This is a genomic window from Streptomyces sp. NRRL S-1022 (assembly GCF_000720135.1).
GTDB lineage: Bacteria > Actinomycetota > Actinomycetes > Streptomycetales > Streptomycetaceae > Streptomyces.
In genome coordinates this window covers 65,676-80,305 of record NZ_JOIU01000007.1, presented here as the reverse complement: position 1 = coordinate 80,305, position 14,630 = coordinate 65,676, and the positions used below count along the sequence as shown (strand labels likewise).

The following is a 14,630-nucleotide window of genomic DNA, read 5'->3' as shown; positions in this document are numbered from 1 at the left end:
GTGCGCATGCCGCAGATCACCATCGACTACTCGGACATCGTGGAGAACGCCTTCGACCGCGAGGGCTTCGCCCGGGCGCTGCACGAGGCGACCGTGGAGATCGCGGCGGCGAAGCCGGAGGCCTGCAAGACGCAGATCCGGCCGAGCGCGTACACCGTGTTCGGGTACGAGGATCCCGGGGCGCGCGGGCACGCCGTCGTGCACGTGACGATCGGGCTCCTCGCCGGACGCAGCGACGAGACGAAGGCGCGGCTGGCGGAGGCGGTCCTGGAACTGCTCCGCAAGCACGTGGCGGACACGGCCTGCGCCGTGCACGCCTCCGCCGAGATCCGTGACCTCGACGCGTCGTACCGGAAGTTCGACCGCTAGGACACGCTCACGAACCGAGGGCGATGAGCCGGCCGACCAGGTCCGCGAAGGGGCCGTCGGCCGGCTCGTCCTTCACCATCGTGCGCAGCAGCCCGGCCATGTCCGGGTCGTAGGCCGCGCTGACGGCGGCCAGCGCGGCGAAGTCGTGCACGAGCTGGACCTCCAGCTCGGCGCGCGGAACGCGCCGGCCGTCCAGCCAGAGCAACGCCGTGGACTCGGCGAGCGAGATCCAGGAGCGGACCACCAGCTCCAGGCGCGGGGACGCCTGCCGCACGCCCAGGTGCGACAGGATCTGGTCGTACGCGGCCTGCCGCACGGAGTCGATGAGCGCGTTCGTGGTCGAGGAGCCGACGGCCGGGCCGCCGCGCATCAGGGCCGAGAAACCGGGGCCGTGATCGTCCACGAAGTCGAAGTAGCGGCCCATCACGCGCAGCAGCCGGGCGCCGAGCGGCCCCTCGTGCGGCTCGGCGAAACGGCTCGCGAGGTCCTCCGAGGCACGCTGCAACGCGGCCTCGTACAGGCTGAGTTTGCCGGGGAAGTAGTGGTAGACGAGCGGGCGGGAGATGCCCGCCGCCGTGGCGATCTCGTCGATGGAGACGTCGTCGGGCGAGCGTCGGCTGAACAGGTCGAGGGCGACACCGATCAGCTGCTGCCGCCGCTCCTCGACGCCCATCCTGCGGCGAACCCCGGTACTCATGCGAACACTTTACCGATCGGTTCCGGCCGTCCGCGGTCACATGTCGAGCACCAGGCGATCGCCCCGCGCCCGGGACACGCAGATCAGCATCGAGTCCGACCGTTCCGCGTCGATCAGCAGCTCGTCCCGGTGATCGATCTCCCCGTCCAGCACCCGCTGCCGGCAGGTCCCGCAGAAGCCCTGCTCACAGGAGTAGGCGGTGTCCGGCAGCTCCCGGCGCACGGCGGCCAGCACCGTCGAACCGGCCGGCACGGTCAGCGTCCGTCCGCTGCGCCGCAGTTCCAGCTCGAACGCGGTGTCGCCACCGGCCGGCGCACGCGGAGCGAACCGCTCCAGGTGCAGGTCGGCCCCCTCGGGCAGTGCCTCCTGCACCGCCGCCGTCAGGCCGTCCGGGCCGCAGCAGTACACCGCCGCACCCGCGGCCGTGCCGGCGAACAGCGCGGCCAGATCCTGCCGGCCGTCCTCGTCCTCCGCGACGACCGTCAGCCGGTCCCCGGCCAGTCCCCGCACCTCCTCCAGGAACGGCATCGACGCCCGGGTCCGCCCGCAGTACAGCAGCCGAAAGTCGGTGCCGTCCGGCAGGGACCGCAGCATCGGCAGGATCGGGGTGATGCCGATGCCGCCGGCGACGAACACGTACGAGGGCGCACCGGCCAGCGGGAAGCGGTTCCGGGGGCCGCGCACCTCCAGCTCCATGCCCTCGGCGAGCCGCTCGTGCACCTCGCGGGAGCCGCCCCGGCCGTACGGCACGAGCCGCGCGGCCACCGTGTAGGAGGAGGTGTCCCCGGGGTCCCCGCACAGCGAGTACTGGCGCACGAGCCCCGACGGCAGCACCAGGTCCAGGTGCGCCCCGGGCTCCCAGCGCGGCAGGTCCGCGCCCTCCAGCCGCAGTTGTACGACCCCGTCGGCGATGGTCTCGTGCGCGGTGAGCAGCAGCCGCCGGGCCCGCGGGCGCGGCCGGCCGGAGAGCGGCGGGTCCAGGGCGGGCAGCGGCCACAGCGGGGAGACCCTCACGCGGCGGCGCAGGGCCCGCCGGGTGAGCAGGGCGGCGCCCGCGACGAGCGCGACGGTACGCGGCTTCGCTATCACGCGGCCCTCTTCTCCGCCGCGATGGCCGCGGGCGAGGAGGCCAGGTAGGCGACGGCCTGCTCGGTGTCGCCCTCCTGCGAGGGGTGGTAGTCGCGGCGCAGGTAGCGGGGGACGGACCTGAGCATGTCCCCGGTCGAGGGCAGCAGGCCCCGCCTGCCGCGGACGTACAGGTCCTTGAACGAGGCCTTGCCGTCGACGAGGGCCGGGTCGTTCGCCATGAAGAAGCGCGTCCCGCGCTGCCACAGGAACACCAGCGCGGTGAAGGCGGTGGCCCAGGTCCGCACCCGCCGGCGGTAGCCGCCGTCGAGGTGCATGAACAGCTCGAAGGCGACCGAGCGGTGCTCGACCTCCTCCGCGCCGTGCCAGCGCAGCAGGTCCAGCATGGTCGGGTCGGCGCCGTGCCGGTCGAGCGCCTCGGCGCCCAGGACCCAGTTGCCCAGGAACGCCGTGTAGTGCTCGATGGCCGCGATGAGGGCGACCCGCTCCATCAGCCACCACCTGCGCGGCCTGCCCGGGGGGAGGGTCCGGTCGCCGAGCAGCTTCTCGAAGAACCAGTCGACCTGCGCGGTGTACGGCGTCGGATCCAGGCCCAGCTCCCGCAGGTGGGGCAGCACCTCGTCGTGGGCCTGGGAGTGCATCGCCTCCTGGCCGATGAATCCGAGGACGTCCGCGCGGAGCCGCTCGTCCCGGATGTACGGCAGCACCTGCTTGTACACGTGCACGAACCAGCGCTCCCCGGCCGGCAGCAGCAGGTGCAGCACGTTGATGGTGTGCGAGGTGAAGGGATCCCCCGGCACCCAGTGCAGCGGTGTGCCCTCCCAGGAGAAGGACACGTTGCGCGCCTGGAGCGGCACCCGGGCCTGCGTATGAGACATGGCGTCAATGTACTGGCGGGTAGGGTGACCTGAGAACCCCTGTGCGGCAGCTTGTTGACGCCAGTGTCAACTAGTGCAGCCCGCTGATCTCCCGCCCGTCCGCCAGCCTCCCCGTCAGGTCCGCCCGCGCCCCCTGCGCGGCCTTCACGGCCAGCAACGGCCCCGGCGCGGAGGCGGTGACCCCGCCCGAGGCCCCGATCGACGCGGTGTTCCTGCTCCCCGCCGCCAGCAGGTACCAGGAGCCCGCCGCCGACTTCCACAGCACCCCGGCCAGCACATGCGGATCACGCGGCCCGCAGGCCGGCACGTCCGTACCCTTGGCGACGACCGTCCCGGCCGCCCTGCCCGGCGTGCGGAACAGCGCCAGCGCGGCCGTGCCGTCGCCCCGCCAGGTCTCCGCCCGGGTGCACACCCAGGTACCGGAGCCGCTGCCGTCGGGCAGCGGCTGCGCCGCGTACGCCCAGGCGTTGACGCTCCGGATGCCCGCCGAGCGCTCGGCCGCCAGGGAACAGGCGAACGGCGCCCACGTGCGCAGCCCCTCGGGGCCGGACACCTCCCCGGCTGCACCGGGCCGGCCGGCCGTGAGGTGGGCCGGGACCAGCTCGCCGAGGTCGGTGGTGAGCTGCGTGCCGGAGGCGCCGGTCAGCTGGAGCACGTTCCACGAGGTGCAGGCGCCGGGCCGCAGGGCGGGGCTGGCCAGCGGCACGGTGACCCCGTCGGCCAGGGCGAGCGGCGTCACGGCCGCGTCCGGCTTCGTCAGGTCCCGCTCGGCCGCCTTCGTCACCCAGGGAGCGGTCAGATAGCGGACGTTGCCGTCGGAGCGGCCCAGCACCAGCGCGCCCGCCGCGCCGCCCGCCGCACCGTCGACCCGGGCGAAGTCCAGGGCCGCGCCCTGCGTACCGCTCTTCGGCTCGGCGTACCGGGCGATGCGCAGGCCGTCGTAGAGGATCACCACCCGGGCGGTGTCGATCTCGCCCGCGTACAGCAGCTGGGGCGGGCCGGCCGGGCCGCCGGTCTGGGTGCCGGGGGTCGACGACACCCGGACCGTCTCCCCGGGGCGGGCCCAGACCGCGAGGGCACGGCGCAGCAGGCCCTTGTCCCCGGTGAGCGGGCCGCGCGCGGGCCAGACGGAGAAGTCGGTGCGGGCCGAGGTGCGCCAGACGGCGGGGGAGACCCGGGTCAGCCGGCCGGGGTCGAGGGCGGCCTCGGCGGCCGGGTTCTCGGCGTAGGCGGGCGCGGCGGCGCCGTCGGGGCCCCAGCCGCCGCCCGGTACGGCGATCAGCGCGCCGCACACCGCGAGCGCTCCGGCGGCGGCCAGCACCGCCTTGGTGTGCTGGCGGCGGCGCATCAGGTCGGTGGGCCGGGCCTGCAGCGAGCACGGGTCGAACTCGGGGGAGGACAGCAGCCCCGGCTGGGCGGGCACGCTGTTCGCCGCGGCCAGCGCACCGCCCGGGTCGGCCACCCCGGCGGCTTCGAGGAGGTCGCGGACGTCCGGGTCGGGCAGCTGCTCCAGGCCGCGCAGCACGTAGGCGGCGCGGGCCGGTCCGGACAGGGCGGACAGCCGCTGGTCCAGGGCGAGTTCGTCGGCGCCGCCCGAGCGCGGGAACAGCCGGAGGCCCCACACCTGGGGCAGCAGCGGCGGCAGCTGGGCGAGCCGGGGCAGGCCCTTGCGCGGGCGGGCCGCCTCCAGGGCCGTGCGCAGCACCCGCTCGCGCAGGTAGGCGTACCCGGGGTCGCCCGCCCGGCCCGGGGTCTGGGCCGGGATCACGGACGGCTGCTTGCGGCCCCGGGGCAGCGCGCGCTGGGTGAGGGCGTGTGCGGTCAGCACGCGGCGGCTGCGGCCGAGGCCCGGCGGCAGCACGAGGTAGGCGAGCCGGACCAGCCGGGGGTAGTGCTCGACGAGCGCGGCCTCGGCCTGCTCGACGTCGACCGGGCCGGTGCCGCCGGCGGTGGGGGGACGCTGGGATACATCCTGTGACTGCACGTCCGGGAGAACGAGCGAGCCGGTGGTTGGTCACCGCCGGACGAGTGGTTCACCCCCGGGGTTCGACCAGGGCGCGCGCGTAGTTGGCCATCGACCGCTGGTAGCGCGGCAGATGGGGGGCGAGCGCGCCGAGCACGAGGGACAGGCCCTCGCGGTCACGGCCCAGGCTGGACAGGCACAGGGCGAGACAGGCCCGTACCGCGTCGTCCAACTCGTCCGAAGGGCCGTCCAGTTCGGGTGTGAGGATCTTGACGCCCTCCTCGGCGTGCCCGGTGTTCCGCAGCGAACTCGACAGCTGGATCTTCGCCCGGCGGCCCCGGTAGCCGTCGAGCCCGCGGGCCAGCGCCTCCCGGTACAGCGGCACCGCCCTGTCGGAGTGCCCGGTGGAGTCCCAGGCGCAGGCCTGCTCGAAGGGGCCCAGCGGACTGTCGTCCGGCAGCTCGGCCACCAGTGCGTCGATCAGCGCGCGGAACTCGTGCGCGCGCTCCTCCGGATAGTCGTCGAACGCGGCCCAGGCGGCGGCCACACGGTCTTCCCATTTCTCGTTCACCGCGCCACCTTCGCACACCCGTACGCGCCCGGTCACCGGATTTGAGCGCACCGCGCGCGGGAGCCGTATCCGAAGGAGCTGGGGCATGCTTGGCACACCAGGACCGGAGGAACAGATGAGGTTGACAGGACTGCTGCTCGGCGTCGCGGCCGTCGTGACGCTGGCGGGCTGCGGCTCCGGCTCGGGCGGGCACGGCGATGCGGTGCCGCCCACCGCGACCGGCAGCCTGGAGCGCCTGGCCGCCGAGGTGAAGTGCAAGCCGGACATGCAGACCGACGCCGACGAGATCCGCCAGGCCATCTGCCGCAACGGCGACGGCAGGTTCATCCTCGCCACCTTCGCCACCGACCGCGGCCAGCGTGAGTGGATCAACGACGCGAAGGACTACGGCGGTCACTACCTGGTCGGCCGCAAGTGGGTCGCCGTCGGCGACGACGGGGTGGTCCAGGCGCTGCGCGGCACGCTCGGCGGCGACCTGGAGGAGGGCACCGACCACCACGCGCACAGCGGCTGACCGCGATGCCGGGGCATGACGAAGGCCGGTGACGGGAGGGGGGTTCGTCACCGGCCTTCTGTCCTGCGTCCGTTACCGGATCACGCGCAGTTCTGACCGCTGTTGAGGCAGTTGGCGATCTTGTTGGCCAGACCGTTCTTCGTGACGCTGATGAAGTCGTCGTGGTCCGTGGCCGCCTTGTGCAGCTGCTCCGGGAAGCCGTCCACGGCGTAGGCGTTCTTCACCTGTCCGTTCTGGATGGTCGGCGGGCTGATGTTGTAGACGAGCCGCATGGTCAGCTGCGGGATCGCCTTGAACCCGTTCGGGCAGACACCGCTCGCCGGGTCGGCGAACGCCACGTGGGTGCGGTGGTTGGCGCTGTCGGTGTTCTGCCCGTCCCAGCAGCTCTGGAAGGCGAACGTGCGCACCACCTTGCTGCCCTGCGGACAGATCGGGTACTGCTGCGTCAGCTGCACCTTGTTCTCGAAGCCGGTGCAGCTCCAGTGCGCGTTGGCGTTCGCCAGACCGTTGGTGGTGGTCTTGGCGTCACCGGTGATGATGCGCAGGAACTGCGGCATCGCGACGACCTTGCTCGCCGGGCTGCCCACGTACTTGATCTGGGCCTGGGCCGGCGTCAGGATGCGGCCGACGTTGCCTTCCTTGCCGCCGCCGTCCTTGTTCTGGTCGAAGTCCTGCGTGCCGTCCTGGATGCGGACCACCGGCCAGTAGTACGACGACAGGTCGCTGCGGTTCTGGCAGCTGGTGCCGCCCTGCAGGAACGTGTTGTTGCTGGCGAACGCGTTGATCTTCTGGTTGCCGACGTAGTCGTGCAGGTGGTGCGCGCCGTTGGTCACGCCGGGCGCCACGATCACGTTGTCGGTGTTGAAGTTCTTGTTCGCGTTCACGCCGCAGCGCGTGGTGAAGGTGCCGGTCGAGGCGTTGCCGGTCTTGCGCGGTTTGCCCTGGACGTTCGGCGCCACCTTGGTGATGTCGACGAAGTCCGCCGCGACCGGGCCGTTGCCGGCCTGCCCGCCGATGTTGCCCTGCTGGCCGTTCTGGCCCTGCTGCTGGCCGCCGTTCTGCTGCTGGCCGTTCTGGCCCTGTTGCTGGCCGCCGTTCTGCTGCTGGCCGCCGTTCTGGCCCTGCTGCTGCCCGCCGTTCTGCTGCGAGCCGCCGGCGTTCGTCTGGTTGGCGGTCTGCGTCGTACAGGCGGCGAGCTGCTTGAGCGCGTTGTCGAAGGAACCGCCGACCCGCTGGATGTCGATGCGGATCCGGTCGATCGTCGCCGACCGCTTCTCCTTCAGGGGGCCGACGATCGCGTTCTGTACGAAGCTCGCGTCCTGCTGCTGGGCGTTCCTGGTGGAGGCGAGCCGGTTGTAGGCCTCGGTGATCTGCTTGTCGAGGTTCGCCAGCTCCGTCGCCACGCCCTGCCGGGCCGCGTTCGGCACGTTCGTCAGCTTCTGGCCGACGTCCGGGCAGGAGATGGTCGCGGCCTGCGCCGTCGCGGCCTTGGTCTGGTTGCCTCCCCACGACTGGTTGTTCGACTCGTGCGCCGAGGCGTAGAAGTTCGCCCAGATCAGCCCGCCCCCACCGAGCGCTAGGGCCGCCGATGCGGCAATGGCCTTGGTGGCCAGCGGCGTACGGCGTTTTCGTGTGTTGCGTCCCATGGAACTCCTCTGACTTCCTTGCGGGGCAGCATCGAGGCGCCCGACAGGAGTGAAGCGGCGCCCTTCCATACGGACGCCGCCCCCAAGGTGTTCACCGGTCTCACAAATTCCCCTCGGAAACAGCGGAGTTGCGAGATCACCGGTCACGGTCCAGATGGGCGAGCACCGCCAGCACGCGCCGGTTGTCGTCGTCGGACACCTCAAGGCCCAGCTTGGCGAAGATGTTGGAGGTGTGCTTGGCGACGGCCCGCTCCGTCACCACGAGCTGGGCCGCGATCCCCGCGTTGGACCGGCCCTGCGCCATCAGCTCCAGCACCTCCCGCTCGCGCGGGGTCAGCCGGGCCAGCGGCTGGTCGCCGGCCGACCGCCGGGACAGCAGCTGCTGGATCACCTGCGGGTCCATCGCCGTACCGCCGGCCGCCACCCGCCGTACGGCGTCCACGAACTGTTCCGCGTCGAACACCCGGTCCTTCAGCAGGTAGCCGACCCCGCCCGTGCCGTCGGCGAGCAGCTCGCGCGCGTACAGCTGCTCCACGTGCTGGGAGAGGACCAGCACCGGCAGCCCGGGCCGTGCCCGCCGGGCCGCGAGCGCGCACTGCAGACCCTCGTCGGTGTGCGTCGGCGGCAGCCGCACGTCCACCACCGCCACGTCCGGCGCCGACTCGGCCAGCGCCCGGCTGAGTTCCGGCCCGGACTCGACGGCGGCGGCGATCTCGAAGCCGTAGGCCTCCAGCATCCGCACCAGCCCGTCACGCAGCAGGAAGAGGTCTTCGGCTAGGACAACACGCACGGGATCTCCAGGGTCACCATGGTGGGACCGCCGGCGGGACTGCTGACGGCCAGGACTCCGTCGAAGGTACCGAGCCGGCGCTCGATCCCGGCGAGCCCCGAACCGGCCCCGGCCACCGCGCCGCCCTGTCCGTCGTCGGTGACGATGATCCGCAGCCGGCCGTCGGTGTGGTGCAGGTCGACCCGGATCCGGTCGGCACCGGAGTGCTTGACGGCGTTGGTGAGCACCTCGCTCACCGCGAAGTAGGCGGCCGACTCGACCGGCGCGTCCGCACGGCCGGGCAGCTCCACGGTGACCTCCGTGGGAAGGGGCAGCCGCAGCGCCAGCGCCCGTACGGCGTCGCCGAGTCCGCGTTCGGCGAGCACCGGCGGGTGGATGCCGCGCACCAGGTCGCGCAGCTCCGCCAGGGCGTCGGCGGAGTTGCGGCGGGCCTGGGCGAGCAGCCGCTTCGCCTGCGCCGGGTCCCGTTCGACCAGCATCTCGATGGTGCCGAGGTCCATGCCCATGGCGACCAGCCGGGCCTGGGCGCCGTCGTGCAGGTCCCGTTCGATGCGGCGCAGTTCGGCGGCGGAGGTGTCGACCGCGTCCCGCCGGGTCTCGGTCAGCACCCGGACCCGCTCGGCGAGTTCGGCGTGGGAGGCGCCGATCACGGCCCGGGCGAGCCGGAAGTGCGCGGTGAGCAGGCGGGGGGTGAAGCGCCAGGTGACGGCGAGGACGAGGGCACCGAACGCGGCCGCGCCGAGGGCCGTCGCCTGGCCGGTGACCGGCACGAAGCCGTACCAGTAGACGTCGCCCGGTTCCCGGACGTACGCCCGCCACAGCCCGGCGCCCACCAGGAAGCCCTGGAGCGGGAAGAACACCAGCACGGCCGGTGCCAGCGCGGTGACGAAGCCCGCGGTCATGTCCACCGGCAGCCAGAGCACGTCCCGCCGTACCTGCGGGTCCCGGAGCAGCGCGACGGTGCGCGTCCAGGGGTTGGCGCGCTCCGGGAGCGGCCGGTACGCCGCCGGGATGCCGATCCCGCACCACTGGGCCGCGAGCCTCCTGCGGGCGTCGGCCAGCGCCCGTACCCCGGTGAGGACCGCCGGAGTGGTGAGGAGGCCGATGCCGATCGGTATCAGGGCGACGGAGAGGAGGGTCAGGACGAGGAAGGCCACACCGCACGGCAGCACGACGACGGCCAGCACCAGCCCCTGTACGGCGGCCAGCAGCGCCTCCCTGGCCTGGGAACGGAAGGCGGCTCGGTCTGAGTCGGTGTTCATGCGGCCAGTCTTGCCGACGGCGGCGGCCGGGTCAGTCGTCCGAGGGCCCCTCCTGGGGGGTGGTGCCAGGTACACCCCCCGCCCGGGCCAGCACCTTCGCCTCCACCTCCGGGTCCAGGCCCGGACGGGGGCGGTCCGGCCGCCGGGGCGCGCTGCCGCCGGACCCCGTCAGCCAGCGCCAGGTGTCCGCCACGGTCTCGTCCACCGGCCGGCACACCAGTCCCGTCGCCAGCGCCCGCGACACGTCCGCGCAGTGCACGGCGTCGAACATCTCGCCGCCCGGCGGCACCCACACCGGCAGCTCGGTCCACGGCTCGATCCCGGCGGCCAGGATCGGCTCCGGGTCGGTCCAGCACAGCTCCGCGTCCGCGCCGGTGACCCGCAGGCACGCCCCGAGCAGCTCGCCCATCGTGGCGTGGCCGGGCGGCCCGACCAGGTCGTACGGCCCGGACAGACCGCGCTCCAGCGCGCCGAGCAGCCACCTGGCGAGGTCGCGCGCGTCGACGTACTGCAACGGCAGTTCGCGCGGGCCGGGGGCCAGTACGGGACCGCCGCGGGCGATCCGGGTCAGCCACCAGGGCAGCCGGCCCACGTTCTCGTACGGGCCGAGGATCAGGCCGGCCCGGACCAGCAGCGAGCCGGCCGCGCCGAAGGCCCCGACGGCGGCCAGTTCGCCGCCGCGCTTGTCCGCCGCGTAGTCCGTCGCTCCGGCGTCGGCGGCGCCCTCGACCAGCGGGGCGTCCTCGGCGGCGCCGCGCGGCCAGGGCCACGCGTAGACCGACCGGCTGGAGACGTACGCGTACCGGCCGGCCCGGCCGCGCAGCAGCCGGGCCGCCTCGTGCACGGCACGCGGGGCGGACGACCAGGTGTCGACCACGGCGTCCCAGCCGGAACCGTCCGCCGTGAGCGCGGTGAGACCGTCGGGCGCGGTGCGGTCGCCGTGCAACGACCGCACCCCGGGCGGGGGCCGGTGCCGTCCCCGGTGGAAGACGGTCACCTCCCAGCCGCGCCCGAGCGCGGCCTCCACCACGGCCCGCCCCACGAACTCCGTACCGCCCAGCACCAGAAGTCTCATGCCGGGATCGTGCCCGGTCCGGGGCCGCGGGAGCACCCGGCTCTGCCGACGGCAGAACGGTCAGCGGCCGGCCGGCGGCGTGTACTTGTAGCCGACGCGGCGCACCGTCTGGATCGCGTGCCGGTGCTGGGCGCCCAGCTTGCGGCGCAGGCGGGCGATGTGCACGTCGACGGTGCGGCCGTCGCCGACATGGCCGTAGCCCCACACCGTGGTGACCAGCTGGTCGCGGGTGTGCACCCGGTGCGGGTGCGCCACCAGGTGCGCGAGCAGCTCGAACTCCAGGTAGGTAAGGTCGAGTTCGCGGCCGTCGACGCTGGCGGTGCGCTGCACGGTGTCGATCCGCACCAGCGGGTCGGTGCCGTCGGGGCCCGCCGTGGGCTCCGGCTGGTCCGGGACCGCGACCGGCAGGAACGGGGGCCGCTGGTCGGCCGGGACCAGCACCAGGTAGCCGACCATCGGCGGCTGGCCGGGCAGGGTCGGCAGGGTGTGCTGCGGAGCGGGCAGCCAGGTGGCGCCCGGCGGCAGGAAGTCCGCGACGTCGACCACCTCGTCCCGGTCGACGGCGCGGAGCCGGTGCCGGGCGCCGTTCGGGGCGGGGTCGGCCAGGGTGGCGGTGGAGAGGGAACCGGAGGTCGCCATGAGAGGTCAGCTCTTTCGCGCGAGGAGTTCGTCGGGAGGATCGGCGGCCGCGATTCGTGGTCGGGCGCGCCGGAGGACGTACGTCGTTCCGCGCTGGCCGAAGGCCGGGGGTGTACGGCTTTAGAGGGCCCGCGCGTTCATCGCGCGGCGACACACACGGTCGAAGTCGTGGTGCTGTCGGGAAGGCCAGAACGGCTCAAGGTCGTCGCGACCCGTCGCGGTGATCTTCTGGAAGCCGGCCATGGCCCCATTGAAGCAGAGGCGCGCGGCGGGCAGGAGACTCCTCTCACTGCTTGGACGCTTCCGCGGTGTGAAATCGGCATGGCACCCCCCTGGTCCCCCGGTGTTACGCCCTGGTCAGGGGCGTGACGGCGGCCGACCGCGGACGGAACGCCGTCTCACTCCTCGGGACGGCGGCGGGCCGGTGCGGCCGGGAACCGGCGCGCACGGGGGCGCGACATGCGCGAGGGGCGCCCGCTGTGACAGCGGGCGCCCCTCGGTGCGGTGACGGTGGATCAGACCTGGCCGGCCTTCTCCAGTGCGGCGCAGCAGGTGTCCACCAGCAGGCGGGTCACCACGTACGGGTCGACGTTGGCGTTGGGGCGGCGGTCCTCGATGTAGCCCTTGCCGTCCTTCTCGACCTGCCACGGGATGCGGACCGAGGCGCCGCGGTCGGAGACGCCGTAGGAGTACTTGTCCCAGGGGGCGGTCTCGTGCAGGCCCGTCAGGCGCTCGTCGATGCCGGCGCCGTAGTTCTTGACGTGGTCCAGCGGCTTGGAGCCCTCGCCGAGCGACTCGCACGCGGTGATGATGGCGTCGTAACCCTCGCGCATGGCCTTGGTGGAGAAGTTGGTGTGCGCGCCCGCGCCGTTCCAGTCGCCCTTCACCGGCTTCGGGTCCAGGGTCGCGGAGACGCCGAAGTCCTCGGCGGTGCGGTACAGCAGCCAGCGGGCCACCCACAGCTGGTCGGAGACCTCCAGCGGGGCGAGCGGGCCGACCTGGAACTCCCACTGGCCCGGCATGACCTCGGCGTTGATGCCGGAGATGCCCAGACCGGCCTTCAGGCAGTGGTCCAGGTGGGCCTCGACGACGTCGCGGCCGAAGATCTCGTCCGCGCCGACGCCGCAGTAGTAGCCGCCCTGCGGGGCCGGGAAGCCGTTCTCGGGGAAGCCCAGCGGGCGGGAGCCGTCGAAGAAGGTGTACTCCTGCTCGATGCCGAAGATCGGCTCCTGCGCGGCGAACCGTTCGGCGACCTCCGCGAGCGCGGCCCGCGTGTTGGAGCGGTGCGGCGTCATGTCGATGTCGAGCACCTCGCACAGCACCAGGATGTCGTCGCCGCCGCGGATCGGGTCCGGGCAGGTGAAGACCGGCTTGAGCACGCGGTCCGAGGAGTGGCCCTCGGCCTGGTTGGTGGACGACCCGTCGAAGCCCCAGACCGGCAGCGTGTCGAGACCGGCGAAGGCACCCGTGACGATCTTCGTCTTGGAACGCAGCTTGGCCGTCGGCGCGGTGCCGTCGATCCAGATGTACTCAGCCTTGAAGGTCACGGGGCCACATCCTCCGGGGGTGGTCGGGCGCACTCGCGGGTGCCGCGGCGCTGCGGCACGGGGCGCCGCTCGATCTGCCGGGCAGCCTGTCAACAGGCCGTTTCCCGTCCATTGCCCGAATGTGAACCCCGTGTTACCCGGCCCCGTTGTGGCCGGGCTCACCCGGTGCGGCCCGCCGGGTGGCGCGAGGACCGCTCACCGGGCCGCGGCGGCGGCCTCCCGTACGCCGGTGAGGAAGTCCCGGATCGCCGCGAGCTGGTGGTCGTCGTAGCCGCGCAGCAGCTCCACCGACCGCTCGATCAGCGGCCCGAAGAAGGCCCAGCCGAGGTCCATCGCGCGGTCCTCCACCTCCACCACGACCCTGCGCCGGTCCTCGCGCCCGCGCACCCGGCGCACCAGCCCGGCCCGCTCCAGCCGGTCGACGAGCGCGGTCGTACCCGCGGAATTGAGCCCGAGCAGGCCGCCGAGCCGCCCGGCGCTCGTCTCCTCGCCCGCGCGCCGCGCGTCCATGAGCGCGATCAGGGCGCGTACGTCGGTGGGATGCATGCCGTTGCGGTGCGCGAACCGGGCGCTGTGCAGGCCGAGTTCGACGGCGGCGGCGCGCAGCAGGTGGACGGTCTCCAACTCGGGCCCCGGGGCGGGGCCGGACGGGGCGGGCGGGGTGGACACGAGCAGCCTCCCGGCTATCATCTCGCTCGGCGAATATCTTGCTGAGCGAGATGATAGGGGGCGGCGCCATGTCCGGACACGACCGTGCGGCGTACCGGATCGCGTACGACAGGGTCATGGCGAAGTGGCCGGCCGACCGTACGGCGCTGCCGGTCTCCACGCCCTTCGGCGAGGCCCACGTCAACGCCTGCGGCCCGCGCGACGCACCGCCGCTGCTCCTGCTGCCGGGCGGCGGCGGGGCGACCTCCGCCTCCTGGTACGCGCAGGCCGCCGGCCTGGCGCGCACGCGCCGCGTGTACGCCGTGGACCTGCCCGGCGCGCCCGGGCTGAGCCCGGCCGGCGACCGCCACCCCCGTACGGTCGCCGACCTGGCCGACTGGGTGGACGCCGTCCTGGACGGCCTCGGCATCACCTCGGCCGACGTCGGCGGCCATTCCTACGGCGGCTGGATCGCCCTGCACCACGCGCTGCGCGCGCCCGCCCGGGTGCGCCGTCTGTTCCTCCTGGACCCGACCCAGTGCTTCGCCGGGTTCAAGACGGCGTACCTGCTGCACGCGCTGCCGATGCTGCTGCGGCCCGCACCCCGCCGGATCCGCGCCTTCCTGGAATGGGAGACCGGGGGAGCGGCGCCCGATCCCGACTGGCTGGCCCTCCAGGAGGCCGCCGCCGGCTTCCCGGCCGCGAAACCGGTGACCGGCCCGCGCCCGGCGCCGGACGCGCTGCGCGCCCTGAGGGTGCCGGTCCTGCTGCTCGTGGCCGCGAACAGCAGGACCCATGACCCCTGGGAGGTGGCGACGCGGGCCGGTGCGCTGCTGCCGCTCGCGGAGACGGCCGTACTGCCGGACGTCTCCCACCATGCGCTGCCGCAGTCGGCGTCACCCGCCCTGGTCCGCCGCCTCACCGGTTTCCTGACGGCTGCCTGAG

15 protein-coding genes are annotated in these 14,630 nt (G+C 73.5%); 3 read left to right on the top strand and 12 right to left on the bottom strand.

Annotation, left to right across the window (positions count from 1 at the left end; all coding sequences use genetic code 11):
* Nucleotides 1-6 precede the first annotated feature (6 nt).
* Nucleotides 7-369 (top strand): 5-carboxymethyl-2-hydroxymuconate Delta-isomerase, encoded by a 363-nt coding sequence (locus IG05_RS0109550; protein ID WP_030341028.1) that lies wholly within the window; start codon nucleotides 7-9, stop codon nucleotides 367-369.
* A 7-nt stretch (nucleotides 370-376) separates the two neighbouring features.
* Here the strand turns inward: IG05_RS0109550 and IG05_RS0109545 are convergent, their stop codons facing one another.
* The 5 genes from IG05_RS0109545 to IG05_RS0109525 all read right to left on the bottom strand — a co-directional run bounded on the left by IG05_RS0109545 (nucleotide 377) and on the right by IG05_RS0109525 (nucleotide 5,582).
* Nucleotides 377-1,066: a TetR/AcrR family transcriptional regulator gene (locus IG05_RS0109545; protein WP_078894012.1), complete on the bottom strand. Its 690-nt coding sequence runs from the start codon at nucleotides 1,064-1,066 to the stop codon at nucleotides 377-379.
* Nucleotides 1,067-1,102: 36 nt separating this feature from the next.
* Nucleotides 1,103-2,152, bottom strand: coding sequence for a PDR/VanB family oxidoreductase (locus tag IG05_RS0109540; RefSeq protein WP_030341023.1), 1,050 nt, complete (start codon nucleotides 2,150-2,152; stop codon nucleotides 1,103-1,105).
* Nucleotides 2,152-3,030 carry a metal-dependent hydrolase gene (locus IG05_RS0109535; RefSeq protein ID WP_030341021.1) on the bottom strand — a complete coding sequence of 293 codons (879 nt, stop codon included), beginning with the start codon at nucleotides 3,028-3,030 and terminating at the stop codon, nucleotides 2,152-2,154. Before IG05_RS0109535 ends, IG05_RS0109540 begins: the two co-directional genes overlap by 1 nt.
* A 70-nt stretch (nucleotides 3,031-3,100) precedes the next feature.
* On the bottom strand, nucleotides 3,101-5,014 hold the full coding sequence (locus IG05_RS0109530; RefSeq protein WP_030341018.1) for a hypothetical protein: 1,914 nt from the start codon (nucleotides 5,012-5,014) through the stop codon (nucleotides 3,101-3,103).
* A gap of 49 nt (nucleotides 5,015-5,063) precedes the next feature.
* Nucleotides 5,064-5,582, bottom strand: a complete 519-nt coding sequence (locus tag IG05_RS0109525) for a tetratricopeptide repeat protein (protein WP_030341016.1) — start codon at nucleotides 5,580-5,582, stop codon at nucleotides 5,064-5,066.
* A gap of 97 nt (nucleotides 5,583-5,679) precedes the next feature.
* On the opposite strand from IG05_RS0109525, the gene IG05_RS0109520 reads away from it, so the two are divergent.
* Nucleotides 5,680-6,078: a hypothetical protein gene (locus IG05_RS0109520; protein WP_030341013.1), complete on the top strand. Its 399-nt coding sequence runs from the start codon at nucleotides 5,680-5,682 to the stop codon at nucleotides 6,076-6,078.
* Nucleotides 6,079-6,158: 80 nt separating this feature from the next.
* Here the strand turns inward: IG05_RS0109520 and IG05_RS0109515 are convergent, their stop codons facing one another.
* The 7 genes from IG05_RS0109515 to IG05_RS0109485 form a co-directional block, all read right to left on the bottom strand.
* Nucleotides 6,159-7,724, bottom strand: coding sequence for a DUF1996 domain-containing protein (locus IG05_RS0109515; RefSeq protein ID WP_030341011.1), 1,566 nt, complete (start codon nucleotides 7,722-7,724; stop codon nucleotides 6,159-6,161).
* 136 nt (nucleotides 7,725-7,860) lie between these two features.
* On the bottom strand, nucleotides 7,861-8,514 hold the full coding sequence (locus IG05_RS0109510; protein WP_030341009.1) for a LuxR C-terminal-related transcriptional regulator: 654 nt from the start codon (nucleotides 8,512-8,514) through the stop codon (nucleotides 7,861-7,863).
* A complete protein-coding gene (locus IG05_RS0109505; RefSeq protein ID WP_030341007.1) occupies nucleotides 8,499-9,776 on the bottom strand; it encodes a sensor histidine kinase in 1,278 nt (425 codons plus the stop codon). Before IG05_RS0109505 ends, IG05_RS0109510 begins: the two co-directional genes overlap by 16 nt.
* A gap of 31 nt (nucleotides 9,777-9,807) precedes the next feature.
* Entirely contained in the window at nucleotides 9,808-10,851 is a 1,044-nt protein-coding gene (locus tag IG05_RS0109500; RefSeq protein WP_199808278.1) for an NAD-dependent epimerase/dehydratase family protein, read from the bottom strand.
* A gap of 60 nt (nucleotides 10,852-10,911) precedes the next feature.
* Nucleotides 10,912-11,490 (bottom strand): winged helix-turn-helix domain-containing protein, encoded by a 579-nt coding sequence (locus IG05_RS0109495; RefSeq protein WP_030341003.1) that lies wholly within the window; start codon nucleotides 11,488-11,490, stop codon nucleotides 10,912-10,914.
* A 515-nt stretch (nucleotides 11,491-12,005) separates the two neighbouring features.
* Nucleotides 12,006-13,037, bottom strand: coding sequence for a glutamine synthetase (gene glnII / locus IG05_RS0109490; RefSeq protein ID WP_030341001.1), 1,032 nt, complete (start codon nucleotides 13,035-13,037; stop codon nucleotides 12,006-12,008).
* A 195-nt stretch (nucleotides 13,038-13,232) separates the two neighbouring features.
* Complete coding sequence (locus IG05_RS0109485; RefSeq protein ID WP_051789684.1) at nucleotides 13,233-13,727, bottom strand: MarR family transcriptional regulator; 495 nt, start codon at nucleotides 13,725-13,727, stop codon at nucleotides 13,233-13,235.
* A 47-nt stretch (nucleotides 13,728-13,774) separates the two neighbouring features.
* Here IG05_RS0109485 and IG05_RS0109480 point away from each other — a divergent pair, with 47 nt between their 5' ends.
* Nucleotides 13,775-14,629 (top strand): alpha/beta fold hydrolase, encoded by an 855-nt coding sequence (locus IG05_RS0109480; RefSeq protein ID WP_030340998.1) that lies wholly within the window; start codon nucleotides 13,775-13,777, stop codon nucleotides 14,627-14,629.
* Nucleotide 14,630: the final 1 nt, after the last annotated feature.

Coding starts and splice junctions, on each gene's coding strand:
- IG05_RS0109550 (WP_030341028.1), top strand. CDS start 7: ATGCCGCAGATCACCATCGACTACTCGGACATCGTGGAGAACGCCTTC.
- IG05_RS0109500 (WP_199808278.1), bottom strand. CDS start 10,851: ATGAGACTTCTGGTGCTGGGCGGTACGGAGTTCGTGGGGCGGGCCGTG.
- IG05_RS0109515 (WP_030341011.1), bottom strand. CDS start 7,724: ATGGGACGCAACACACGAAAACGCCGTACGCCGCTGGCCACCAAGGCC.
- IG05_RS0109495 (WP_030341003.1), bottom strand. CDS start 11,490: ATGGCGACCTCCGGTTCCCTCTCCACCGCCACCCTGGCCGACCCCGCC.
- IG05_RS0109535 (WP_030341021.1), bottom strand. CDS start 3,030: ATGTCTCATACGCAGGCCCGGGTGCCGCTCCAGGCGCGCAACGTGTCC.
- IG05_RS0109485 (WP_051789684.1), bottom strand. CDS start 13,727: ATGATAGCCGGGAGGCTGCTCGTGTCCACCCCGCCCGCCCCGTCCGGC.
- IG05_RS0109520 (WP_030341013.1), top strand. CDS start 5,680: ATGAGGTTGACAGGACTGCTGCTCGGCGTCGCGGCCGTCGTGACGCTG.
- IG05_RS0109545 (WP_078894012.1), bottom strand. CDS start 1,066: ATGAGTACCGGGGTTCGCCGCAGGATGGGCGTCGAGGAGCGGCGGCAG.
- IG05_RS0109480 (WP_030340998.1), top strand. CDS start 13,775: ATGTCCGGACACGACCGTGCGGCGTACCGGATCGCGTACGACAGGGTC.
- IG05_RS0109505 (WP_030341007.1), bottom strand. CDS start 9,776: ATGAACACCGACTCAGACCGAGCCGCCTTCCGTTCCCAGGCCAGGGAG.